This is a genomic window from Halocatena marina (assembly GCF_023276375.1).
GTDB lineage: Archaea > Halobacteriota > Halobacteria > Halobacteriales > Haloarculaceae > Halocatena > Halocatena marina.
Window position 1 is genome coordinate 299022 of sequence record NZ_JALLPK010000002.1, and the last position, 25709, is coordinate 324730.

The following is a 25709-nucleotide window of genomic DNA, read 5'->3' on the forward strand; positions in this document are numbered from 1 at the left end:
GTTGTGGAATACATCAAAACCATCTTCGTCTGATCGATTATGCCGGACATCTATTTGTTCATATCTACCCTACCCACGTCATATAAACATTCTGTCAGTAATGCCTACAATTAGATATTGTTAAGCATTATCTGATTTTGGATACGTTATCTATGATGGTGTTCTACGAGTTACAAATACGCAGACTATCAGGGGGACGTACCGAAACATTTCATCAGTGGGGGACCAGAGTGTCTAATATTCCGCGAGTGTCCCGATGATTCGAGAGAAAGCGCGTTCGCACCCACGTTAATGACACAGTTTCCGACGAAGGTGTCTCGAGAATCTGAGAATATGAGACCCTGTCGGGCATTGCCCGTCTGTTCGATGTAACAGTTCTTGATCTGAGAGGTGTCAGCCTGTTCGGTGAGAACAGTTGGTCCGTTTGCAGCAGTACCGGTAATTTGAACACGTTCCATACGCAGCCAGCGTGAGTCCATATTCGTGCTATCGTTTCTTTGAGCAGCCGTGCCCTCGCGAAAGACCGCGGGCGTACCGTCGTTGTCGTAGACGATCCGGGTATTCAATACGTCCAGCGTTCGGCCATCGGTCCAAACTGAGATCGCAGAGCCTGGGGTGGGGTTATCACGAATGATGATGTCGGTATTACAGACCTTCGCCCCAGACGCGTCGGATTTTCCGATATCGTTGTTACTTTGCTCGACGATGATTCCAACCATTTTGAAATCGGTCTCCTCCATCGTGCGTGGGCCGGAGTACTTGCTCGGATCAACTTCGATGGTTGCACCGTCGACGTAGCTTCCCTTGCCTGAAAAGCGGATGCTACAGACGTTGTTGTTTCGGTAGATACCGCCCTCGACCTGAACCGAACTCAACGATCGACTGGCGTAGATACCGTTGTTACCGAACTCTTCAAGGTGACAGTCGATGATCTTAATCGTTCCCTCGCCACCATACACAGAGATGCCGACACGGCCATCACCGTTCTTGTAGTGTGCCCATGCTGAACCTTTCTTCGCCACGAAGTTTTTGATGATTCCGGTTTTACCTGGATCGTTCACGCGGAGCTGCCAACAGCGGGTGACATCATTGGAATTAGCAGTTCCACGTCCGATGTGCTCGATGTTTTCGATATGAAACCCCCGTTCGGAGGCGAGACGGATACCTGTCGCAGTATTGACCGGCCGAACGTCGACGTCGAAGTTCTCGTACAGCGCCCGATCACACGTACCATCGATGAAAAACTCGTTATATCCTGCCGGGAACGTGAACAATACGTTCTCATCTTTCCCGCGAATTCCGATGCGGTCGGTGCGTAATGAGACAGGGTTCTGCCAATGATACGTCCCTGCAGGGAATTCAACGAGCGTTTTTCCATCGAAAGCCGACTCGATTTTGCGACTCACGTCTTGGTTGCCGTTTGGGTCACATCCAAGATCAGTGACCGCATCCACGACGCGCCCGAACTGAATTCCATGGTGTCTTGTCCCCTGAATAGCTCCGAGCCGTGTCACACTAACCGCAGAACCGCCGAGGACAGCTCTAGTGAGCTTCATGTACCTGCGTCGACCCATTCGTGTGCTTTCAGTGTTATTTTGTTCAGATTCTTCGATGAATGGCATCGATAGATATACGACCTCATCAGGAACTATATTTTTCCTTCATCAATCGTAATTATGATAAATTATATTTGAATGTATTGATGCAAAGGTGTTTGAATATATTATCAAGTGAAGACTACAGCCAAGCAGACAGACAAATACTACGTCAAGGTTGAGGCAGTTCAAACAGAAAAGAAAGGGATTCCGTATACGGTGGCCACACCTGCCGCCACACCATCGATGACACAGAATAAACGATCAACATCGTCACCTTCGCGATAAGCGAGCGAACCCAACGAGAAACGAGCTGATGCAATAGCGATTAAAGGCGAACGGGCATCAGGCGTGATAAAAACGGAGAATGACACCGATTGGTATTCATTCCAAGCGACCATGGGAGAAATATATCAACAATAATCAATAAACCACCCGTCGTAAACAGTTTGATCATCGAATCTATGCCCCTGATACAGATGAATATATGGCTTCTGAATCAGTTGAGGATAAGGACACCAGACACCAAGTCATAATACCTATATATTAATCATGTACACACTATATTAAACTTAGGTCTGCATGATTTGCATCAAAATTGGGCGATAATTGTTCGATGCGTCTCTCTAGTCAAGCACCGCCGCTACAGGGCACTCCATCGACGGACTCGACCGGGTCCTCCACATCCACTCAGACGACAGACAGCAGCATGGCGGATACAGGAACTGAGACTTCTCCACAGGCAGAATCGTCGGAAGATTTCAGTGCAACATCAACTGGCACATCCATTGAGGAGAGACCTCCCAGCTAACACCCGCCTTCGTATTCGAATCGAACGATTCGATGGACAAGAAGGTAGTGAAACAGCAGATCCGTACAACATCGTACGCGAATGCCTCTAAGGATGTGTCCTTCACACGAGACGCGGGGCCTCGTAGCGGAAATGAAGGTCAAAACTTCAGATTTCGAGTGAGCAAAACGGACATCGAAGACTGCTCTATGAGGTTACCTTGATCATGAAAACGGCAATTGCTCATCCGTTCATCCATTACATCAACATAATATTTTACTGATGGGAAAACCAGAATCGCACCCAACATTCGGATTCTGTCTATCAGACCATTTCGATTACGAATGAATCGATCGACTTGATGTTTGCGTCCTTTGTGTGTCCCTCAAATGTGAATATTTCGCAAAACGCGTGGGTATCCCCACTATCGTCGTTTATGACGCCGTTCACAGCTGCCGTATCACCGTGGGTGATGATGTTTTCAACCGTTATCTCGGAAACTCCTTCGACGAAGAGATCTATCGAGTCCACGACGCTCTGTCTTCCTTCGAGTGTTTTCTCACCGATGATCGCCAACCGAACATCGTCGGTGAGCATCGAAAGAATCGCCTCCTCGTTGCGTTCGCAGAACGCGACGTAAAAGTCCGAAAGAAACTGTTTTCTGGGCGAGTTGCCACAGTTCTCTTCGATCGAAATCTCGGGCATGGCGTGTGTGACTGTTCGATTCGTGCGCTCTTGATTCTTCGCAGTGTTTCGTCCGCGAAAACTATCAGTGTCGCTTCGGAAGAATAGAATGGAGAAGGATATTACTGGTAAATCCGATAGAAGCAGATTCCACAATAGACCACAATCACGATTCACTTCACTAGCGATTCGGTTTGTCACGATGGTTTTTCGAGATACATTCTATATGATAGATTTATCCTCTTGAGTTCATAATTTGAAAGATAATAGAGTTACTCGCAGAGTGCGCACCTTTATATACGTATCATAACATGTATATGATATTGTAGGTCCTCGGTTAACTCGTCGGCATCTTCTTGCGACCGGTGGTGTCATAGCTGGTTCAGTCCCTCTAAGTTGGAATTTGAACAATGGATCATCCACCCCACTTGCGACTGGCGATGTAGATGGCTAGCCGATGGTACAGCGCGATCCCGGCGGTACCAGCTATGCTCCACATGCGAGTCCCTTAAAAGATGGTGTGAGTATCCGTCAAAAGCGAACGGTGGCGAAGTAAACGACTCCCAGAGCCGCCATCTCCGCGGTTCGCCACGCCTGCGATCACCAACGGCGTCGTCTACGTTCCTGTCAGGGCACGTGAGGTCGAAGACGATGGCGGACTCGCGGCTGTGGATGCCAGAACTGGCCGTATTCGGTGATGGTTTTCCCTAGGAGGACCGTTTTCAGCACTCTCGCCAGCAGCCCTCGTCGACGAGACGCTGTATACACTCGGGAATGGCTATCTCTACGCGCTGGAGGAACGATAACAACAATTGTTAGTGAATCACACCGGTCGCCTGCCGACATCAAGCACGAGATGGCAGACATCGCAGAAACCAACAGCCGACAGTTCGTCGTCAACTATACCCATCTTCGCCTCTCTCCTTTGTACATGACTGCCGAACGTGTGACAGTTTCACTCGACAACGATACCGCAGCGGCACTTTCGAATCTCACTGATTGGACCGGAGAGGGACAGAGCGAAGTGATCCGTCGGGCGCTCACCTTTTACGCCGCAAACTTTGAGGCTGCCGAGGCCGACGCTGGACCGAATCTCGCGACCTATCATCAGATGCTCTCGGGCGGCGAGCATGTCTTACTCGATATCGACTTCCTGCACTGTTTTCTTGACTATGTCACAGATGAGACAGGTACTCCCGACCCTGCATTCGTTGACGCCGCTGATACCGTCTCTGACTACCATGCCCACGAGTATGTCGACCGATTCGACAACATCGGAGAACTCCTCGAATGGCTCTCATTTTGCGGCTTTCTCTCGGTCCGTGCCACCGACGGTGATACCTACCAAGTCGTCTTCCCGTCTGCCTCGCTTCGCTGGTTCATGACTCGGTTTATCAAACGAAGTGTCAGAGACTTGCCGTTCGAACTCGATATCGAAGCGAGTGTCTCGAAAGTCCTCATCACGGAACGGCGAGTGGAGTAATACCAGTTATTCACGGAAGTTCATATTCATTCATATCTGTTCGTACACGGTGTGCATTGTGTACACAGACTACATAACAACCATTTAGAACCATCTCTTGTTTGCTGAGAACATGTCTCATACGAGGTGGGCACAATGGGAATCGTAGAACGGATTAGAGCAATTGGACCAGGCGCGATGGTGGCAGCTGCATTCATCGGTCCTGGGACAGTTACAACAGCGAGTGTTACCGGAGCACGGTTCGGTTACGCGCTCATCTGGACGATCGCGTTCTCAGTCATCGCTACCATCGTCCTGCAAGAGATGAGCGCTCGTCTCGGACTCGTAACCCGCGAGGGACTCGGCGAAGCTCTCCGCGGTCGGTTCGATAACCCAGTTCTCCGCTATGCGAGCGTCGCGCTCGTCGTCAGTGCCATTGGAATCGGGACCGCCGCGTACGAAACGGGGAACATCCTCGGCGGTGCAGCGGGACTAGAAACGGTTACTGGCATCAGCGCGTCCATCTGGGGTCCGTTGATGGGACTCATCGGTGCCACATTGCTGTGGACCGGTCGGTACAAGCTCATCGAACGGGCGCTCATCGGCCTCGTGGCCATCATGGGCATCTCCTTTTTCATCGACGCAATCCTCATCGGCCCGGATTTCAGTGCTATCGCCACAGGGTTCATTCCGACAGTTCCCGAAGGATCAGCGTTCCTCATCACCGGACTCGTCGGTACGACCGTTGTCGGCTACAATCTCTTCCTCCACGCGAGCAGCGTACAGGAACGGTGGGACGGTCCACAAGACCTTGCTGAATGCCGGACAGATACCATCGCCTCAATTGTTATCGGCGGCCTCATCACACTCTCTATCCTCATTACCGCTGCCGCCGTATTTCCGGTCGGCACTGAGATCTCGGACGTCGGTACGATGGCCGAACAGCTCGAACCTGTCGCAGGGACGTACGCGAAGATTTTCTTCAGCATCGGTCTCTTCGCTGCCGGGTTCACCAGTGCGACGACGGCTCCACTCGCGGGTGCCTACGCGACGGCGGGCGCGCTTGGCTGGGACCGTGATCTGACGGCAACGAAGTTCCGTGCCGTCTGGATAACCATTCTCGGAACTGGAATCGTCTTTTCGGCGCTCGATTTCAGTCCTGTGCAGGCAATTCTGTTTGCACAGGTCGCTAACGGAGTGCTCCTTCCGATCATCGCGCTCTTTCTCATTTTCGTTATGAACGACACCACGAAACTCGACAGCTACGTCAATTCGACTGTACAGAACGTCCTCGGTGGACTCGTCACACTCGTTGTTGTCTGGCTTGGCTTTCGTAGTCTTCTCTCTCTTGTGGGGGTATTCTAAGTGACAGACAAAACAACCGTCGGCGTAGATGTTGGCGGTACGTTCACCGACATCGTTCTCCTCCGCGGAGATCGGCTCGTGACCGCCAAAGTTCCGAGTACCGCAGACCAGAGCGTCGGAGTCATGGAGGGCATCGAGAAAGCCTGCGAGCGGGCTGACATCACCCCCAGTACCATTGATGACTTCGCACACGCCATGACCGTCTCGGTCAACGCCTTGCTCGAAGAGGATGGCGCCGAGACCGCACTCGTTACGACCGAGGGCTTCCGTGACGTCCTTGAAATCGGTCGTCAGAACCGCCCCTCTCTGTATGACTTCGGTGCAGACAAGCCAGCACCGCTGGTCCCGCGTCGCCGACGATTCACTGTCAGTGAGCGTGCGACTCCCGATGGCGTTGTCCAGCCTGTTGATGCTGATGCGGTTCGTGACGTGGCCACGTCTATTCGTGACTCCGGAGCGACTGCCGTCGCTGTCTGTCTGCTCCACGCCTACGCGCATCCAGAAAATGAGACGACCGTCGCCGACATTCTCGATACAGAGCTTGACATTCCGGTTTCTGTCTCTCACGAGGTTCTCGCGGAGTTCCGCGAGTACGAGCGGATGTCGACCACGGTCGCCGATGCCTACGTTACGCCAGCGATCGATGCCTACATCGGCCAACTAGCCGATCGGGCGGCTGAGGCGGGGATCCCGGAACCGCACGTGATGCAAGCAAACGGTGGTATCTCCGATGCTGCGACGGTCCGAAAGCACGCTGTCCGAACGTGCATGTCTGGCCCGGCCGCGGGTGTCGTCGGCGCCAGAGCGAGCGTCAGTGACCTCGCTGCCGACCGTGACCTTACAGGACTCGTTACGTTCGATATGGGGGGAACCTCCAGCGACGTGAGCCTCGTCCGCGATGGCAGTGTTGAGAAGACGACGAACGCAGAAATCAACGGCAGACCCATCAAAACGCCGATGGTCGACGTCACAACCGTCGGTGCTGGCGGTGGGAGCAAAGGGTGGATCGATGCTGGTGGAGCACTTCGTATCGGGCCAGAGTCGGCAGGAGCCGACCCGGGCCCTGTCTGTTATGGCCGCGGTGGCACCGAACCGACCGTCACGGACGCAAACGTCGTTCTCGGCTATATCGGATCGAGCACCAGCCTCGGCGGTGAACTCTCGATCGACGTCGATGCGGCCCGTGATGCGCTCGACGCGCTTGCCGACGAAGCCGGACTCGACAGCCCGCTCAGCGCAGCCCGTGGGATGTACCGGGTCGCCAATGCGACTATGACGCGTGCGATTCGCGCGGTAACGCTCGAACGTGGTTTCGATCCCCGCGGATTCGGACTCGTCGCGTTCGGTGGGGCTGGTCCGATGCACGCCGTCGCACTCGCTGATCGCCTCGATATTGGGACTGTCGTCGTTCCACGCGCTTGTGGTGTCCTCTCGGCGTTTGGACTCCTCGCAGCTGACGAGAAACACGACGCTGTCCGAACTCACCGGCAGTCGCTCTCGGAGCTCGACGTCGCCAACGTGGAGTCAGCCTACGCGGAGCTCGAAGCGAGCGTCCGCGAGGAGTGCAGTGACCCCGACGCTGCCGTCCTCACCCGCCGTGCAGATCTCCGCTATGCCGGCCAGAGCTTTGAACTCACCGTGCCTGCGGCCCAGCCATTCGATCCAGAGGCTGCTGCCCAACAGTTCCACGCTGCTCACGAGACCACCTACGGCTACCAGATGGATGAGGCGGTTGCTCTCGTCAATCTCCGTGTCGAAGCCGCTATCGAACGCGTGGATCCACGAGTGACGTACGACGCACCCGGTGACGCTGTGATTGACCAGCGCGAAATCCACTTCTCTGATGGAGCGTATCCGACGGCTGTTTACGACCGTGAGCGACTTCCACCGCGTGAGACGGTGTCTGGCCCTGCTGTTCTCGAACAGGACGAGAGTACTGTTGTCGTTCCGCCAGCGTGGGAAGCAACTGTGAGACCGGACGGGTCGCTCGTTATCACGGAGGCAACGCCATGACGAACGGTGAAAATACAACAGACATCACAGACAGAGAAAACGAAGCGGATACAACCGACACCGAGAACACAGTGACAACTACCGATACCGATACTAATACTGATACTGACGCTGTCAGGCTCGAAATTCTCCGGAATCAGTTAGAGAGCGTCGCAGAAGAGATGGGGCAGGTCCTGATCACGGGATCGTACTCACCGAACATCAAGGAACGACAAGACTGTTCGACCGCTCTGTTCGACATGAACGGCCGGATGATCGCACAGGCCGAGCATATCCCCGTTCATCTCGGCGCGATGCCAGAAGCTGTTGATGCGGTCCGCGATCGCGACCCACAGCCCGGTGATGTCTTCGTCCTCAACGATCCGTTCGATGGTGGAACACATCTTCCGGACGTGACGCTCGTTTCCCCGCTTGCACCACGCGGGGAAATCATCGGCTACGCTGTTTCTCGTGCACACCACGCTGATATCGGCGGAATGACACCCGGCAGTATGCCGGCCGGTGCCCGTGAAATCTACCAAGAAGGGCTCCGAATCCCACCGATTCGCCTCGTCTCCGGTGGAGAGGTCAACACTGACGTCATGTCATTTATTTTATCAAACGTTCGGACGCCGAACGAACGTCGGGCGGACCTCCGTGCACAGATTGCAGCGAACGACCGCGCTGAGGAACGACTCGATGATCTCCTCGACGAGCATGGTAAGCTCGTCCTCTCGGCGTTTGATGCGATCATTGATTACTCTCGTGACCGAATCGCTGCAGAGATCAGAGCGCTTCCAGACGGAACGTATACCGCAAGTGATGTTCTCGAAGGCGACGGTGTCATCGAACATCGGTCGGGCGTTGACACAACTGCCGTTGAGATTCCGATCGAGACAGCAGTTACCGTCGACGGTGACACGATTTTCGTCGACTTTGATGGTACGGCCGATCAGGTGCCGGGGAATCTGAACGCTCCGTTGGCAGTCGCTAAGAGCGCAGTTTACTTCGTTGTGCGTTGTGTGACTGATCCCGATATTCCACCGAATCAGGGCTGTTACGATCCGGTATCGCTCAATGTCCCGGATGGGTCACTCCTGAATCCTGATCTACCAGCGGCCGTCGTCGGTGGAAACGTCGAGACGAGTCAGCGCGTGACCGATGTCGTTCTCGCGGCATTCGCCAAGGCAGTTCCGGACCGCGTCCCGGCTGGGGGGCAAGGAACGATGAACAACCTCACCATCGGCAGTCGGACAGGGTCGTTTACCTACTACGAGACGATCGGCGGTGGATTCGGTGCCCGCCCGACGAAGGACGGCATGGAGGGGGTTCAGGTTGCAATGACGAACACACTCAACACGCCGGTCGAGGCGCTGGAATCGGCCTATCCCCTCCACATCGAGCGCTACGGTTTCCGGAGCGAAAGCGGAGGAGACGGCCGGTTCCGTGGAGGCCTTGGTCTCGAACGATCAGTGACCGTTCAGGAGGATGCGACTGTCTCACTGCTCACTGAGCGGCGTCGTATCCCTCCCGCTGGTCTCGCAGGCGGCGAAAGCGGCGCAGTTGGCCAGAATCTCATCGACGGTGAACCAGTCGCTGCCAAGACGTCGATTGATGTCGACGAAGGAACCACAGTAACCGTCCTCACGCCGGGTGGTGGCGGCCACGGAAATCCGTCGGATCGAGACCCGGCGCATCGTGAGCGCGATCGACTCGATGAGAAAACCGAGGGTGACTGACCGATGGCTCCTTCCTTCCCTGAGGACGCGACGGTCCACAGCGACCGGGTCCGTCTCGGTGTCGTCGTACCGTCCTCGAATACGACAGTCGAATCCGAGTTTGAGCACTGGACGCCCCCCACTGCGTCGGTTCACGCGGCACGAATGCCGCTTGTAGGGGTGACCGTCGAGGAACTTGACGCGATGGCTGATGATGCTGTTGCCGCAGCCAAACGACTCGCACACGCAGAGATCGATGCGATTGCGTACGCCTGCACCACGGGCAGTCTCATCCACGGTCACGGCTTCGATGCAGACCTCGAACGACGACTCAGTGAAGTCAGTGATGCACCTGCGGTTGCGACTGCACTGTCTGTTCGGCGTCTCCTTGATGCGCTTGATGTCACTCGAATTGCCGTCGCGACGCCGTATATTGACGAGTTGAACGAACGGGAACAGGTGTATCTCACGGACGCCGGATTCGACGTTGTCCATCTCGATGGCCGTGGGCTGGAACAAAACACCGAAATCGGTCGGCTCACACCAACCGACGCTGCCACACAGGCACGGGACACACTCGCTATCGCTGGCGACATCGACGCCCTGTTCGTCTCCTGTACGAACTACCCAACGCTAGCAGCTATTGACGAAATCCAACAGTCGAGCATCGGAGAAGATGTCCCGGTGGTCACGAGTAATCTCGCAACACTCTGGGATCTCTGTCGGGTAACCGCTCTCGACACAGCATCGCTCCCTGGTACCCTCCCCTAACGCGGTCCACGAGATAGTTCAGGGGACACCCTGTCGGCGTCACCAATGTGGAGGCAGGCTCTGAGAAAATAATCAAAGGATATCCGATAGTACAGTGAGGACGTCTATGACCGCTCGCGGGCCACTTCCAATGAGGTGAAGAAGCTGAAGTACGCGATGACTCCGGCTGCCATGAAGAGGTAGTAAGCCCATTGTGGACCGTCGACCGCTTCGAAGATGATACTCACGCCAGTCACCCACACGACGGCGAACATGAGGTCAATCACCATCTGCGGGCACTGCTCGCGGACGTAGTCGCTGACGGTATCCATGATCGCCATCATCGTCTGCTGATCTCTGTTTGGGCTGTCTTCATTTTTCATATATTTGATTACACTACAGACTCTGTCCGTCGGCGATGGTTGTGTGTCCGATTGACTCGAATATCCGCGGCGACACCGACGTTACTCTCTCGTTGATCGGTGACTTGGTCGCACACAGTTAGTCGCTTGCAGTCGACTCACCACCATCAGTCGTAGCAACTTCTTCGGCTGAACTCATCTTTGACATTGGCTCGGGACTGTGACACTGTCGGACAAGACGCTTCGTCTCTAGATCGGGCTCCTCAGTCGCCAGCGAAACGCCAATGGTGATCACGAATACGACCGGCGTTGCGATCAGCGCCGAACCGATCGCTGGCATCCACTGCGCTAGTGATGATACGAACGGGCCCTCGACACCACCGAGGTACGTCGGCACAACCTCGTTGATCATCGGGATCAACCAGAGGATCAGGCCGGTAGTCATGCCCGCGAGCGCTCCCTGGCGGTTCGCATTCTCCCACCAAAGCCCGAGGAAGAACATCGGGAACAGTACCGATCCAGCGAGTGAGAATGCGTATGCGACCAGCGCTGCAATCGGTGCTGCTGGATTCAACGCGGCCAGCGTCGTGATGACGCCTAACAAGATAATACTCAGACGACCGACGAGTACCTGCTGGCGCTGAGTCGCATCAGGGTTGATGATGTTCGTGTAGAGGTCGTGTGAGATGGCGGACGAACCGGCGATGAACAAACCGGCAATCGTCGCAATCGCTGCAGCGATGCCACCTGCCGCGATCAGTCCGACGAACCACGACGGGAGACCCGCTAGTTGCGTTGCCAAAACGACGATGACGTCACCGGCCGCACTCGTCATACCAGGATCGCCGTACACTGCACCTACCTTATCCGCGTAGAGGTCAGTCCCGAACGCTGCGAACGCGGGTGCGCTCCAGTACAGCAGGCAGATGAAAAACAGTCCCCAAACAGTCGACCAACGGGCGGTTCGCTCGTTCTCGACCGTATAGAACCGCACGAGGACGTGAGGCAATCCAGCAGTTCCGACAATGAGTGAGAAACACGTTGCGATCCACAGATAGTAGCTGTTGTTCACAAACGGTTCGGAGAACTCGCTCCCGAGTTCACTGATCAGCTGACCGTACTCGAGGTGTGGAACCACCGTCGAATAGCCTTGCGTGAAGCCGACAACGTAGAGTCCTATCAAAAACGCAATGATGAGAATGATGTACTGAACAGCCTGATTCTTCGTCGCACCCAGCATACCGGATAGTGACAGATATCCGACTGTGATCGTCATCATGAAGACGACCATCGACTGGTAGCCGGTAAGACCCGGGACGCCAATATCGCCGAAGACGTACAGACCGACGAGCGCCATACCACGGGCTTGTCCGATTGCGTAGACGAAGCCGATGAGGAATGTCGTAGCTGCTGCGATTGCACGCGCCGAGTCGGAGTTGAATCGGTCACCGACGAAGTCCGGTGCCGTGTACTTCCCGAACCGACGCATCTGTGCAGCCATGAAAATCAGTACGATGAAGAACGCCGTTGTCCAGCCGACGACGAACGCCAGTCCGTAGATTCCGGATAGCGCAATAAGCGCCGCCATCCCGAGATATGACGCTGCCGACATCCAATTGGCGGCAATCGCCGTTCCGTTCTCGAGATTTCCGATGGAGCGTCCCGCGACCCACATACCTTCAGTGTCGGCCACGCGGAAAACGAATCCAATTGCGAGGAACAGCAGCAGCATTCCGAGGACGAGGAGTGCCGGAAGGAGTTTGAATGAGACGTTTAACCCTTCAGGGAGTAATCCGCTCTGGAGCAAGAACGCAGCACCCGTCATTCGGATTCACCCCCGTCTGCGACCGAGACATCCGCATGATCGGGATCTGTGGTTGTGTGTCTGATACCGTACTTTTCGTCGAGTTGGTCGCGCCTGCGGACGTACCAGTACGAGAGAATCAGCCCGCCAGTTGGTGCCCCAATTGCGATCAAGAAGTAGTGCAGTGGGAATCCGATCACTGGCAGCTGCGTCGTCATGACGCCTGGGGCAATAGCGGTCAGCGTTACTGGTCCAAAGACAACACCGACCCAGATGATGAATCCGGTCCAAATTATTCGGAGATGATCCCGCATGAACGGGGTGGTCGGATTCAGTATGTTCACTTCGTTGTCGAGATAGTTTGTTTCTTGATGGGCTCGTGCTGTCTGTGTGGCTACGCCTCCGTCCGTCTCAACGCCTCCAGCTTCCGATTCGTGTGTGTCGTTATCTGTCATAGATAGTCTCGTATGTGATGTTGGTGTCCGATGAGTGATGGTTGAAAGCTGCACGTTCAGTCGTCGCTGGCATTCACTTTGATATCATTGACGACCTCTGGATTGCGAAGCGTGCTCGTGTCACCGAGTTCATCGCCGTTAGCGATGTCCTCTAGCAACCGACGCATGATCTTTCCGGAGCGGGTCTTGGGCAGTTCCGGTGTGAAAATCACCTGCTCAGGGCGAGCGATGGGACCGATAGCATCCTCGACTGCCGTTATGATGCGCTCTCGAAGTGCTTCATTATCCGTCTGGCCGTCTTCGGTGATGACATAGGTGTAGACGGCTTCGCCTTTCACCTCGTGGTGACCACCGACGACGGCCGCTTCAGCGACCCCTTCAACGCCAACGACGGCTGACTCGATCTCCATCGTCCCGAGTCGGTGTCCCGAGACGTTGACTACGTCGTCAACGCGTCCGAGAACGGTGAGATAATCGTCGTTGTCTATCTTAGCACCGTCTTCCGGGAAATACACCCATTTGTCTTGGTCATCGGAGTACTCTGCCCAGTACTCCTCGATGTAGCGTTCGTCGTTGTTGTATAGCGTTTGGAGCATCCCCGGCCACGGCCGCTGAACCGTAAGATAGCCCGCCCCCTGAGACTGGACCTCCTCGCCACTCTCATCGACCACCTGTGCGTCCACGCCGGGCAGCGGTGGCCCTGCCGAACCGGGTTTCATATCACGAACACCGGGGAGCGTCGTCACCATCATTCCTCCAGTCTCGGTCTGCCACCACGTATCGACGACTGGACACGACTCATCACCGATATGCTTGTAGTACCACTTCCACGCGCGTGGATTGATCGGCTCTCCAACGGTGCCGAGCAGTCGAAGACTTGATAAATCGTGTTCGTTGGGGTACTGTTCGCCCCACTTCATGAACGCTCGGATGGCTGTTGGTGCTGTGTAGAGCTGGTTCACGTCGTACGTATCGACGATCTCCCAAAGCCGGTCTTTTTCAGGGTAGTCCGGCGTCCCTTCGTACATGACCGACGTTGTACCGAGCGCGAGTGGACCGTACACGATATAGGAGTGGCCGGTGATCCAGCCAATGTCAGCCGAGCACCAGTAGGTGTCCTCGGGCTTGATGTCGAGCACCGCGTGGCTCGTCCAAGCGGCCCACGAGAGATACCCACCGGTCGAGTGTTGGACTCCCTTTGGTTCCCCAGTCGTTCCCGACGTGTACATCAAAAACAGCATGTCTTCGGACCCACGAGCGACTGGATCAACTTCGGCACCAGTGTGATTGCGAATTAGCGCATCGTAGTCGTGGTCTCGCTTCTGTATTGAGTGGTCGTACTCGTCGCCGAGCCGGTCGACGACGACGCTTGTCACGTTCTGGTCGACGCCTGAGACTCCTTCGTCGGTCTTTTCCTTGTGTTCGATTATTTCGCCGCGACGATAGTAACCGTCGCAGGTGACGAGGTACTCGGAGTCAGCACTGTTCATTCGGGTCGCGAGCGCATCCGCAGAGAAGCCCGCAAAGACGACTGAGTGAGGCGCGCCGATGCGGGCACACGCAAGCATGGCGATGGGCAGCTCAGGCACCATCGGCATGTAGAGGGTGACGACGTCGTCTTCCTCGACGCCCAGCCCACGCAGTGCTGCGGCGAACTCGTTGACTTCTTTATGAAGGTCGAGGTACGTGTAGCGGCGCGTCTCACCGAGCTCGCCGATCCACTCGATGGCGACGTCGTCACCACGGTCGTCAAGGTGACGGTCGAGACAGTTGTAAGATGCATTAAGTTTACCGCCCGTAAACCACTCGTAAAACGGTGGATTCGATTCATCGAGAACTTGGTTGTAGCCCTCGAACCAGTCGAGCATCCCTGCGGCGTTCTCCCAGCATGCTGGCCAGTTCTCCTCGAACGCTTCGTATATCGATGGGTCAGAGACGTTTGCCTGATCGACGAAGGACTGAGGAGGTTCGAACACCTCCTGTTCGTTCAAGTGTGTTTCCAGTTCGGTGTCTTGCTCTGACATAGACGATGCTACGTCCCGAAGCGGCTATCATAAACATCCTCACTAATTATCACAACGGATTCCCACGTGCTTTCAATTGTAAGGGATATTGATTCTCAACGCCTCTATCACGCGTCAGTAACGAATACAAGGGATGGTACCACCCTCCGTGCACATCTATAACATGGCTTTGTGAAGGCTAGACAGTTAGGGATCATCAAAGAACGTGCGGAGCAGTTTCTGCTGGGCAGTGCGAAGGTGGTGGTGGAGCGTTGGTGAGGAAACGTCCAACGAGTCAGCCAACTCCTCGCCTGTGGAATCACGTGGCCACTCGAAATATCCACCGAAGTATGCTGACCGAAGTACGGTCGCCTGTCGCTCAGTAAGTTCGTCGGCGAGTGTTTCTCGAAATCCCATGTCGGTCGCAATTTCGTGTTCAGTCTCTCGTTTTGCATCTAAAGTGATACCAGAAAATGCGTCGGTGACGGTTGTAACGATATCACGGACGTCCACGTCAGTCGAAATCTCCCCAACCAGTCGGCCTCCGTGCGGATCGACCTCGTATGACTGAACCCGTCCACCTGCTTCTGTGAGTACCAAAATCGGCGAATGGTGTAGCGACAGTTCGAAGAGGATTCCTTCATTGTTATCCCCAACGAACCGCACGTCTTCGATCGCGTCAGTGGCGACCGCGTATTCAAGAACTGCGTCTGGTGTGACGTTCCGAGCGGCGACGTAACACAGTAATCCGCCATCGACAGGAACGACGCCGACCAGTTCGAAGCTACAATCGAGTGTGGCTGCTGCTACTGGTAGAACGGCTGCCTCGTGACTGACGCCAAAGGTCAGCTCAATCACCGTATCGGCGAGTAGTAGTCGCTTTCGCTCGACTGCGGCGATTGCGTGGCCGATCTGTGTGCCAAGCACCGTCAGTACGTCGAGTTCGGGCTGGTCGATCTCGTTTGGAGGGACCCCGATGCCGAGTAGCCCACGGGCGGTCTGTCCCTCACTCAAAGGAATAGTAACTACTGTGGCCGTCTCAGCGTTTCTGGTTTGAATTTCCTGATCATCCAACGTTGTGGCTATGACCGCTTCGGATTCGGAGCGGATCCGTTCGAGAGCATCCCGCTCCACACCAGCGTGTGTTCGAGCAACAAGGCCATCGCCGGTCGCTTCTTCGATCCACGCAAAGCGGTATTCGTCCGCATCAGCAAGCCGATCACAGACAATTTCGTGGATGTCGGACGAAGTACTAGCGGCTGTGAGTTCCTTGCCGACGTCAGCTGCGACAGTTACTGCTCGACGGAATCGCGTGGATGGAGGATCGACCGTCGATTGTTTCGAATCCAGAGTCGACGCGATTCGTTCTTGGTCTGGAGGATCGATGTAGGGTTCCAGCGCGGCCAGCCGATTGTAGGCAGTCACCGCGAGGACGACAGATAGATTAACACCGTCAGCGACGAGTTGGCAGGCGTGAAAAGCTCGCAGGTCGCGAGTCGATATCTCACGAAAGCGATCGTCGCCAGTTGCGTCAGCCGCCCGGTTGCCGCATTCTCGAACAAGCATCTGAATACGGCGCTCCGAGACATCCACGAGTGCTTCCTCAGTATCGATAGAACGGGCGTACTTTCGGATTGCGTGGGCCACGTCCGCTGGAAGGTACGCTTTGCGGACTCCGACATCGAGAAACCACACGCCATCGATCTCAATGGCATCGTTGGAAGAGATTGTGACCACCTCTTTCGGTCGTAATCCAACCTCCCCACACAACCGGACAATGAGGTCGCCACGATGAGTCCGTGTCGCTCGACGAAGGCGCTCATATCCGCCATCACAGAGGAACTGAGCCAGTCCACCCATCTGTTTCGTTCCAATTCGACATTCCGAAATAACTATTCCGATAGTTACACGCTTACACCACGATTTTTACTGAGGGTTCCTGCGAATACAGTAGAGATGGTTCGGAAAAATCTACTAGTCCGAACTGTCCTCGTCGCGGGAGGATTCCAATTCACCGACGACCTCCGGGTTGCGCAGCGCGCTGGTATCACCGTAATCTTCGTCGTTGGCGACGGCTTCTAATAATCGGCGCATGATCTTTCCGGACCGAGTTTTCGGGAGTTTCGGGGTGAAAACGACTCTATCGGGGACCGCTACCGATCCGATCGTCTCCTCAACAGCCGTTATGACTGCTTCGTTGAGCGCTTCGTCGGCGGTCTGTCTGATTTCCGGGCTGACGTAGGCGTAGATCGCGGTGTCTTGTGTCGGGTGGTCGATTCCGACGACCGCAGCCTCGGCGACGCCTTCGACACCGACGATCGCGCTTTCAATCTCAGCAGTTCCAATCCGTCGGTTAGAGACAGTGATGATATCGTCCACACGCCCGAGCATGCGGATGTAGCCATCATCGTCGACGACTGCCTCGTCACCCGCAAGATAATACCACTCATCACCCGCGCCAGCGGTACTCCCCCAATCGGTCGCGTCTGTGAGTTCTTTGGGCATCCCTGGCCACGGCGACCGCACTGCCAGTAGCCCTGTCTCACCAGAGGATTGCTCTGTCCCGTCTAATTGAACAATGGTGGTGTCGATACCCGGGAGCGGTGGACCAGCAGAGCCGGGTTTCATCGAGTCCACGCCCGGGAGTGTTGAGACGAGGATGGCCCCCGTTTCGGTTTGCCACCACGTGTCGATTATCGGACATGAATTGCGGCCAACGTGTTTGTAATACCACGTCCACGCCTGTGGGTCGATAGGCTTCCCAACGGTGCCGAGCAGTCGAAGACTCGATAAGTCGTGAGAAGCGGGATACTGTTCGCCCCACTTCATGAACGCTTGAATGGCTGTTGGTGTCGTGTAGAACACGTCGACGACATTTTGTTCGATAATTGACCAAATTCGGTCCTTCTCCGGGTAGTCCGGCGTCCCCTCATACATGATCGTCGTCGTACCGAGCGCGAGTGGACCGTAAACAACGTAGGAGTGGCCAGTGATCCAGCCAATGTCAGCCGAGCACCAGTAGGTGTCTTCGGGCTTGATGTCGAGCACCGCGTGGCTCGTCCAGGCGACATGAGCGAGATAGCCACCCGTGGTGTGCACAACGGATTTTGGCTCCCCAGTTGTTCCCGACGTGTACATTAAAAACAACTGATCCGCTGAATCACGGGGGACAGGGTCGATATCAGCACCAGCGTGTTCCTCGATCAGCGCGTGATAGTCGTGCTGGGCGGTACCGAGCTGGGTACTACCGAGATGTTCGACGACGACGGTCTCCTCCAGCTCGGGATCGATAGCCAGCCGGACGTTGTCCGCTCGGCGCTTCTGATTGATCGCGTCGCCACGATGATAGTAGCCGTCACTCGTGACGAGATACTGTGAGTTGGCACTGTTCATTCGGGTCGCGAGCGCGTCGGTGGAGAAACCCGCAGAGACGACATTGTGTGGCGCGCCAATGCGGGCACACGCGAGCATTGCCACGACCAGTTCGGGAATAACCGGCATGTAGAGGGTGACGACGTCGTCTTCCTCGACGCCCAGTCCACGCAGCGCTGCAGCGAACTCGTTGACCTCCCGATAGAGATCGAGGTAGGTATAGCGGCGCGTCTCACCGAGTTGGCCTTCCCAGCGGAGCGCGAGATGGTTCTTTCGTTTGTCGAGATGACGGTCAAGACACTCGTAGCTGGCATTGAGCCGCCCACCAACGAACCACTCGAGCGGTGGTGTCTCGTTGTTGAGGACGGACTCGTACGGGTCGAACCAGTCGAGCAGATCACCAGCGACAGCCCACACTTCGGGCCATTCATCGGCGAATCGTTCGCGGAGCGGTGCCGAGATATTCGCCTGTTTACGAAATTCCACCGGCGGTTCGACCAGATCGTCGGCCTCCATTGGTCCGATGATGATTCTGGGTGGAGAAAAGGGTTCGCCTACAGCAGTCCAGATCGACCGGTACGGTACGGTGTCCGCCATAGCGAATATGTTAGATAATCTGCAATAGAAGAATATTATACTGCAAACTGCTATCAGAAATGTTAAGGTGAATGTGTGGAGTATTTCATAAATCATTAACATCACGTTGAGCGCGGACTTATCGAGAAACGCAATAGTGAATTCATATTCATGATGTGATGATAGATGTCCTTCTCTACCATTGGTGTAATCAGCGACGGCTCATAGTGGTGTCTCTGACGATGAGCTGGTGCCGTGTTCAGAATCATGTAGCGTCATCTTATTCTTGATGATTTGGGGTTGCCGTCGGGATCTTCTGTGGATAGAACGGTGCGTCAATATTCTGTACTCATAGAACCCTCTGGAACTACCAGATCGGAAAATGTCCTCGATATACGACCTATATATCACATACACAATTATTATGTGATAATTATATTTCGATATTGTCCTCGTCGCGTTTTAGAATGTGTTTTTCGATAAGTCGATCGATCGCATCATCGACTACTTCACCCTGATCGTCCGAAAGCACCCTCACATTCGAGAGAACCAATTCCCGAATTATTTCAATGTCGTTGATTCCGTCATCGACGGCACTCAGAACAGTGTATTCGACCTCGAATTCCGTCGTGAATTCCTCGATACGAGATGTGAACACGTTCGGGAGCCCGGACAGTGAATTCACAGCCAACTCGATAGTGAACAGCGGATGAGAACGGTCTCGGATGTGTCGTGCCTCAGTTGAGCCGGTGTTAAATGGCCGCTGTTCTTTGATCTCAGTGAGAATCGACTCGTAGTTGAGACCACGCTGGGCGTATATCCGCATGTCCTCAATGTCGCGCTGGCGTCCGCTCGCTAAGTCACCGCCAGAGACTGCTTTTAATAAGAACATATCTTCATCAGAGAGGACGAACGCCGTCGCGTAGTTGCCAGACCAGAACGCTTCGGCTCGATCGTGCATTCGATCGGTGATCCACACTTTTCCCACAACCTGCCGCTCGAAGAGGTCAATCAGGAACCCTTGTTCCTCGTGATGAAGCTCGACAGTTTTCCCGACAGAATCGAACTGCTCTGTCGGTTCATTGACCACTGTGAATCCTTGTGATTTGAGTGTCTGGTAGACGTGTACAAACTCAGAAACAACACCAAGCGCCAAGTCGATATCCTCGGTCTGATCCCTCAACCCTCGGGCAGTCATTGCTGATCCTCCTAGGAGATACACCACGACAGATTCCGAGAGCCATCCATCGAACTCATCGAGAAATTCTCGGATCGCATCGCCACCCCTAAACACAGTCATATGACACCGTACTGTTCTTTGAGAGCCATATATTCTGATTCACTTGGAAGAGGAACCGAGAGATCGTCTGGTGTGTCGAACGTTCCTCGAAGCGATCGATACATTGCAGCTACCGTTGTCTCCAGATCGTACCACGTTGCAGTTTCTGTGAGTGTGTCCTGATCGATATCCAACTTCTCGATTAACAGCATCGAATAACTAACTCGGCGGGAATCACTATCGAGCACAAGCGTATGGCACATGACTTCGGCAGGGGTGAGCACTTCGTCGAGAGTGTACCAGAACGCGGGTTCGCCCCCGAGAAAGAACTGTAGTTCATACTCCTGAAATCTTGCGAGGCCAGTCAACTGCCAGTCGGCAGCTGACTGCAGCGCTGCAGTATCATCAGGTGACTGAACACGGACGAGCGCCCGCTTTGGATCGCACCACGCAATCGTTGCACTTGGAGCAATCTCTCGAACCCGTGATCGGTGTTCGTAGCTCACAACGCTACGAGCGAATTCCAACAGGGGCGAGAGATCCTCACTCAATCCGTACTCAGGACCCGTCGGTGACAGCATTGCTCTATGTTTGAGTGGTGACAACGCGTTGTGGACGCCTTGGCGGGTGATCTCAAGTCGCGCTGCGATCTCGGTAGCGCGGCGTGGTTCGTCGAGATACCAACACACACGGAGAATAGCGGGTGAGAGGAGTTCTGTCCAATCAACGTGACTGAGCTTCGAACGGAGATTCCGATACGCTTCGACGACAGGATGGTGCGTCACTCGGACTCGACGCTGATTGTTGGGCCCGCGGGTTTCAGTGAGTAGTCCCGCCGTGAGCAATTCATCGAGTATGTCGTAGAGATGGGTCTTGGAATACGCTGTTTTTGTTGCGAGTTCGCCCGGAGTCGATTCACGACCGGAGCAAAGTGTATCAATTACGGCGAGTCCGGCCTTTGTAATCATCTGTGTAAACTCTAACGTCGATTCGTATAAATAGGTTTCTGGATTTTTGTGTACATTGGGTGAGAGTGTGGTTGATTTCTATCGGACAGATACTGCCGAGCGATTTACTCTCGCAGCCACGGCACAAGTAGTCTCCAATGAAATTAGATAGGCTCCGAGTTGTGAATATTTGTTCTCAGATAGAACCTTCGATGTACTGTTTAAAAAAGTCACACAGTTACACTTCGATAGAGGGGTGTCTTTGTGCGAGAAAGCTGTCTTTTCGTGAAGATACCCGTAAGAAAGTTATCGCAAATTACTCTATCGAGACCTATATAGCAACTATCCGTATTATGATTTTCATCACCATCTGAGAGTAGATGATGGTCTTTAGGATCTCTATCGCTAGAATTCACATCGATAGAGGTGTGTGACGTGTGGCAGACTTCGGTTAGTGAGTTCGACTATTCAATTATCGTTCATCTATTGTTTCAGTCACGGCTAAAAAAATCGTGTTAGAGAATAACAATAGATATCACACATCGATAAAGGGGTGTCTGTTATCCAAAGCTTGTTGCTGGTCTCGTTCAATCCAATACAGTTCGACACCATTCAATATCAGGTTTCGTTACGGATCTGTGCTTTGACGACGGTTTGAATCTCTCCAGGATCGATGCCCCCGATCCGTGAATCCTCACGAAGAGTTTCGAGTATAGTCTCAGGCCGTTCACCAAACTGGAACTCGAGAAACATTCCAGAACTTGGTCCATGGCTTCGGCGCTCGAAATCAACAAGCGAGTATGTTGTCAATTCTTTCATCTTATTCACGTATGTCTCCTGATAGTACTGATCGGCTTCAATCGAGTCAGTAAGAAACTGGTAGACTCGATAGCCAGTCGTGCTTCTGGCGGAGCTATCGTCTGTCTCGGCAGCGACAGCTGCTGTCGCGTACAGGCAAAGCTTCTTCTGAGTGCTAATTCCTCGAACAACCTCAAGAACTCGATTCTTCTCAACCTTGTCCTGAGCTTCGCGGACGTGCATTTCACGAATACGATCGTCTCCTTCCCGTTCAGCAAGTTCACCGGCAACCCGTATGAGATCAATTGCCTTGCGTGCATCACCATGCGTCTGCGCTGCGAAGGCTGCCGTCAGCGGGATAACATCATCATCGAGGACATTGTTGTGGAAGGCGTCCTGTCGACGTCGGAGAATTGCCTGAAGCTGATCTGCATCATAATCGTCAAAGTGAACGTCTTCGGGTGTGAAAGAGCTCAGTGCTCGACTCCCGACGGATTCCATCATCTTTGTGTCATTAGAAATTGCGACGATGGAGATGTGTGCGGTAAGTTCGTTGTTAGCTCCAGATCGTGAGAGTTGATAGAGAAGACGAGAGAATCCCGGTTCTTGTTTATCTCGACGACCGACGAGCATATCGAGTTCATCAAGGACGAACACCACCGAATCAAAGTTCTCGTTGACAATGCGATAGAGGTCGTCCCACTTTTCTTTTGTCGCAACACCGTATTTCGGCACTTCAACGTCCACGTTAGCTTCATCGGCAGTACGACTCGCTAACTCATAGACAGCGACGCCGAGGGTATCGAGATCTTGGCAGTTGATCTCGACGGTACCGAATCGAATGTCTCGACTCTCACAGAGTCGGCTAATGTTGTTACAGACTGCCTTGGTGATGAGTGATTTGCCAGTTCCCGAGGGACCGTAGAGAAATAGATTTGGGGGGCGGTTGTTGCCAAGAGCGACTCGGAGCATCTTCGTGACCTCCTGAAGTTGTTTGTCACGGCCAACAATGCGATCTTCTTTCACGACATGATTCGGATCAAGGAGAGATCGATCACGGATGAGTCCTTCCTGCTCATCGAACTCGAGTAGCATCTCTTCGATTGACTGGGAGCCTCCATCGGAATCGGTGTCTGTCGATGGAAAGGCTGTTTCTGTATCAGGTGTCACAGACGCATTCTCCGAAGCAGCGTCCGAGCCAGGAGAGCTCGATGATAAGTTAGCCTGAGTTGTAGTCTCATCCTCCGGTATCCCTGGGTCATTCTGAGGATTTTCGGAGTCATCTGTTCCCATGGAAAGGAGCAGAATGGCAGAGACCAAAAGTGTTCCCCACCTCTATCGATGTGTGAACTGCTAGTAGAAGCCTTTATTCGTTACTTTACTAGCTCTTCTGTTAAAAGAATAGGTTTTAGAGATACTGTAGACGTTGCGTTGGCGAGAATGTATTTAAAAAGACATTGAGACAGACACCCCTCTATCGATGTGTTTAACGCCTCGAAAGAGAGGGAGAGTAATAGAACACGAGTAGAAATGTTAAGATGTCATGGATCGCAAAGCGGTAAGCAATTACGAGAAACGAGATAGTTTGAGGTGAGAAAATGGCTTCTTCGAGCTAGAAGAGTATTTGATCTTCTCTTCTTCTAGCTTTCTAGTTAACACTCACACACACACCCCTCTATCGATGTGTTCAGCCTCCAGACAACACTATTACTTCCATACATCTTCGAGTATTAATTTCAGGTATGGATCATCGTTTACTTTGATTTCACGACCGCTCTGGATGATTTGTCCTTTCGGATGTACTCCATCATTCCCTCGACTTTCGTAGTTACACCTAATCGGTTGAAACACATCGATAGAGGGGTGTGGGCCTAGTCTGGCTACGATCTACTGCAGGTGGATGTAGAACTCACGTCGACAGCAGACTCTGTTGACACTCATCGTGGAACAAGTCTCCTCGACTATATCTGGGCGTGTTTTTGCTTCGTCGGTTTGTGTGATACGGCCATCGAAACGAAAACTCATTCTGACAAATCACCTCTTGTACGAGACAACCTCTCCGTGGTTAGCAACGCAGTCACATTCCCGTCTGTTCTTGTTTGCCTTCATCATTAAAATCTAACATTTAATATGGTTGTATTGGTCTAAATACGGTAGGGATATACAGTATAACCATCGAACCACACTCAGTCATTACAACATTAGCCTCGTAATGTACTGCTATCGGGTAAATCGGTACATAATCAGCACGGAACTATATGCAACTGAACTCCGAGGTTTGGATTGAAAATTCTTTTTACTCCCCTTATGTAACAACCCCTACTTTCATAACCTGTGGTGGATTACATAAGGGTATGACGTCGAGTGAGCAATCACCACAGGCTCCCGATTCACTCCCAAAATACATCGCTCGTGGACTACCGAAACAGGACAACGAGACGCTGGAAGACGCGCTCGACTACATCACCGAGCTTATTGAATGGCGGCAACGACCGATCGACGCCAACGATCTCCCTGAGGGTGCTGAACCAGTTGCGAACGACAGCAAGGGAACGGGTACACTCGTCGAAGAATACGTCACCTGCGGTGATTCGACCTGCCATTGTGCCGAGGAGGGAGACAAGGGTCATGGTCCGTATCTGTATCGGTACTTCCGCGATGAAGGGACGCTGAAATCAGAGTACGTCGGTAAAGTCTAACAAACAGTGAACCTTGTGTAACAAAAGCTGAGGTGCCAGACTAGTTCGTTACATAAGGCGAAAGCGCACCACGAAGTAGCAAAAATGAACACTCCATCAGAGCGCATTTTTGGTGCAGTCAGTCGTCAACGAGTGCGTCTGCGATGTCGTTAGCGACATCTGTAATTGCTTCGTGAGCGCGATCTACATCACGGAGTGTCATGAAGCCGTGGACCATCTCTTCGTAGTTTTCGTAGTGTGTAGGGACACCGTCGTGAACGAGCTTTCCGGCGTAGGCTTTCCCACCGTCACGGAGTGGGTCGAATCCAGCGGTAACGACGGTTGCGGGGGCAACACCAGAGACACTTTCGGCGTGTATAGGATCCGCGTACGGGTTGCGTTTGTGGATCTCGCTTTCGTAGTAACAGCCGTCGAACCACTTCATATCGGCTTCACTAATGACGATGCCGCTGTGTTCCTGAACTGATGGTTGGTCTTTCTCGATTCCGACAGCGGGATAGAGAAGCGTTTGGTGAGAAATTGTAGGACCGTTGCGCTCGGCAGCCATGAGTGCAACGACCCCAGCGAGATTTCCACCAGCGGAGTCGCCTACGACCGCAATATCTCCAGTTCCGTTAATCGCATCTGGGTTCGTAGCCGTCCACTTTGTGGCGGCATAGGCATCCTCAACCGCTGCGGGGAAGGGATGCTCAGGAGCGAGTCGGTACTCAACAGAGAGAACGGCACAGCCGCTCTCTCGTGTAAGATGACGACAGAGCCAGTCGTGTGTGCCGATGCTTCCGAGGACGAACCCACCGCCGTGAAAGAAGACAACCGTGGGGAACGACCCGTCTGCGTCTGGGAGATAGAGGCGCGCGTTGAGATCACCTGTGGGACCGGGGATCGTTCGGTCGATGATCGCTCCGACGCTCGGGTTGTTGCGGTTTTGAATCAACATTGTCGCTCGGGAAACGAGACGGAAGAGCTTCAGACCGCGGTGACTGTGGGGAAGTGCGAACCGATTCTGACGTTCGATCGCTGCTTTTGCCTGCGGGTCAATCTCGTCGGCGTGCATAGTC

19 protein-coding genes are annotated in these 25709 nt (G+C 53.8%); 6 read left to right on the top strand and 13 right to left on the bottom strand.

Annotated elements, in window-relative coordinates:
- Positions 1-188: 188 nt before the first annotated feature.
- From MW898_RS20050 to MW898_RS20060, 3 genes are all read right to left on the bottom strand, one after another.
- Positions 189-1556 carry a hypothetical protein gene (locus MW898_RS20050; RefSeq protein ID WP_248910088.1) on the bottom strand — a complete coding sequence of 456 codons (1368 nt, stop codon included), beginning with the start codon at positions 1554-1556 and terminating at the stop codon, positions 189-191.
- A gap of 227 nt (positions 1557-1783) precedes the next feature.
- Positions 1784-1996 carry a hypothetical protein gene (locus MW898_RS20055; RefSeq protein WP_248910089.1) on the bottom strand — a complete coding sequence of 71 codons (213 nt, stop codon included), beginning with the start codon at positions 1994-1996 and terminating at the stop codon, positions 1784-1786.
- 713 nt (positions 1997-2709) lie between these two features.
- Positions 2710-3090: a nuclear transport factor 2 family protein gene (locus MW898_RS20060; RefSeq protein WP_248910090.1), complete on the bottom strand. Its 381-nt coding sequence runs from the start codon at positions 3088-3090 to the stop codon at positions 2710-2712.
- A gap of 910 nt (positions 3091-4000) precedes the next feature.
- On the opposite strand from MW898_RS20060, the gene MW898_RS20065 reads away from it, so the two are divergent.
- The 5 genes from MW898_RS20065 (at position 4001) to MW898_RS20085 (ending at position 10377) form a co-directional block, all read left to right on the top strand.
- Complete coding sequence (locus MW898_RS20065) at positions 4001-4552, top strand: ribbon-helix-helix protein, CopG family (protein WP_248910230.1); 552 nt, start codon at positions 4001-4003, stop codon at positions 4550-4552.
- 135 nt (positions 4553-4687) lie between these two features.
- Positions 4688-5896, top strand: a complete 1209-nt coding sequence (locus MW898_RS20070) for an Nramp family divalent metal transporter (protein WP_248910091.1) — start codon at positions 4688-4690, stop codon at positions 5894-5896.
- Positions 5897-7909 (top strand): hydantoinase/oxoprolinase family protein, encoded by a 2013-nt coding sequence (locus MW898_RS20075; protein WP_248910092.1) that lies wholly within the window; start codon positions 5897-5899, stop codon positions 7907-7909.
- On the top strand, positions 7906-9627 hold the full coding sequence (locus tag MW898_RS20080) for a hydantoinase B/oxoprolinase family protein (RefSeq protein ID WP_248910093.1): 1722 nt from the start codon (positions 7906-7908) through the stop codon (positions 9625-9627). The genes MW898_RS20075 and MW898_RS20080 overlap by 4 nt, the downstream gene beginning before the upstream one ends.
- Positions 9628-9630: 3 nt before the next feature.
- Entirely contained in the window at positions 9631-10377 is a 747-nt protein-coding gene (locus MW898_RS20085; RefSeq protein ID WP_248910094.1) for a maleate cis-trans isomerase family protein, read from the top strand.
- Positions 10378-10481: 104 nt separating this feature from the next.
- Here MW898_RS20085 and MW898_RS20090 read toward each other — a convergent pair whose 3' ends face one another.
- The 9 genes from MW898_RS20090 to MW898_RS20130 form a co-directional block, all read right to left on the bottom strand.
- Positions 10482-10697: a DUF8119 family protein gene (locus tag MW898_RS20090; protein ID WP_248910231.1), complete on the bottom strand. Its 216-nt coding sequence runs from the start codon at positions 10695-10697 to the stop codon at positions 10482-10484.
- Between the two features lie 160 nt (positions 10698-10857).
- Positions 10858-12543 carry a sodium:solute symporter family transporter gene (locus MW898_RS20095; RefSeq protein WP_248910095.1) on the bottom strand — a complete coding sequence of 562 codons (1686 nt, stop codon included), beginning with the start codon at positions 12541-12543 and terminating at the stop codon, positions 10858-10860.
- Positions 12540-12977, bottom strand: coding sequence for a DUF4212 domain-containing protein (locus MW898_RS20100; RefSeq protein ID WP_248910096.1), 438 nt, complete (start codon positions 12975-12977; stop codon positions 12540-12542). Before MW898_RS20100 ends, MW898_RS20095 begins: the two co-directional genes overlap by 4 nt.
- 56 nt (positions 12978-13033) lie before the next feature.
- The gene (acs, locus tag MW898_RS20105) at positions 13034-15001 is read right to left on the bottom strand and encodes an acetate--CoA ligase (protein WP_248910097.1); all 1968 of its coding nucleotides are present in this window, start codon (positions 14999-15001) and stop codon (positions 13034-13036) included.
- A 186-nt stretch (positions 15002-15187) separates the two neighbouring features.
- Positions 15188-16840: a bacterio-opsin activator domain-containing protein gene (locus MW898_RS20110; RefSeq protein WP_248910098.1), complete on the bottom strand. Its 1653-nt coding sequence runs from the start codon at positions 16838-16840 to the stop codon at positions 15188-15190.
- A gap of 114 nt (positions 16841-16954) precedes the next feature.
- The gene (gene acs / locus MW898_RS20115) at positions 16955-18868 is read right to left on the bottom strand and encodes an acetate--CoA ligase (protein WP_248910232.1); all 1914 of its coding nucleotides are present in this window, start codon (positions 18866-18868) and stop codon (positions 16955-16957) included.
- Positions 18869-19361: 493 nt separating this feature from the next.
- Positions 19362-20228: a hypothetical protein gene (locus MW898_RS20120; protein WP_248910099.1), complete on the bottom strand. Its 867-nt coding sequence runs from the start codon at positions 20226-20228 to the stop codon at positions 19362-19364.
- Positions 20225-21175 (bottom strand): MarR family winged helix-turn-helix transcriptional regulator, encoded by a 951-nt coding sequence (locus MW898_RS20125; RefSeq protein ID WP_248910100.1) that lies wholly within the window; start codon positions 21173-21175, stop codon positions 20225-20227. The genes MW898_RS20120 and MW898_RS20125 overlap by 4 nt, the downstream gene beginning before the upstream one ends.
- Before the next feature lie 597 nt (positions 21176-21772).
- Positions 21773-23245, bottom strand: coding sequence for an orc1/cdc6 family replication initiation protein (locus MW898_RS20130; protein WP_248910101.1), 1473 nt, complete (start codon positions 23243-23245; stop codon positions 21773-21775).
- Positions 23246-24306: 1061 nt separating this feature from the next.
- Here MW898_RS20130 and MW898_RS20135 point away from each other — a divergent pair.
- A complete protein-coding gene (locus tag MW898_RS20135; RefSeq protein WP_248910102.1) occupies positions 24307-24651 on the top strand; it encodes a DUF6788 family protein in 345 nt (114 codons plus the stop codon).
- A 118-nt stretch (positions 24652-24769) separates the two neighbouring features.
- On the opposite strand, the gene lipP1 is transcribed toward MW898_RS20135, so the two are convergent.
- Positions 24770-25705 (bottom strand): LipP1 family hormone-sensitive lipase, encoded by a 936-nt coding sequence (gene lipP1 / locus MW898_RS20140; protein WP_248910103.1) that lies wholly within the window; start codon positions 25703-25705, stop codon positions 24770-24772.
- Positions 25706-25709: the final 4 nt, after the last annotated feature.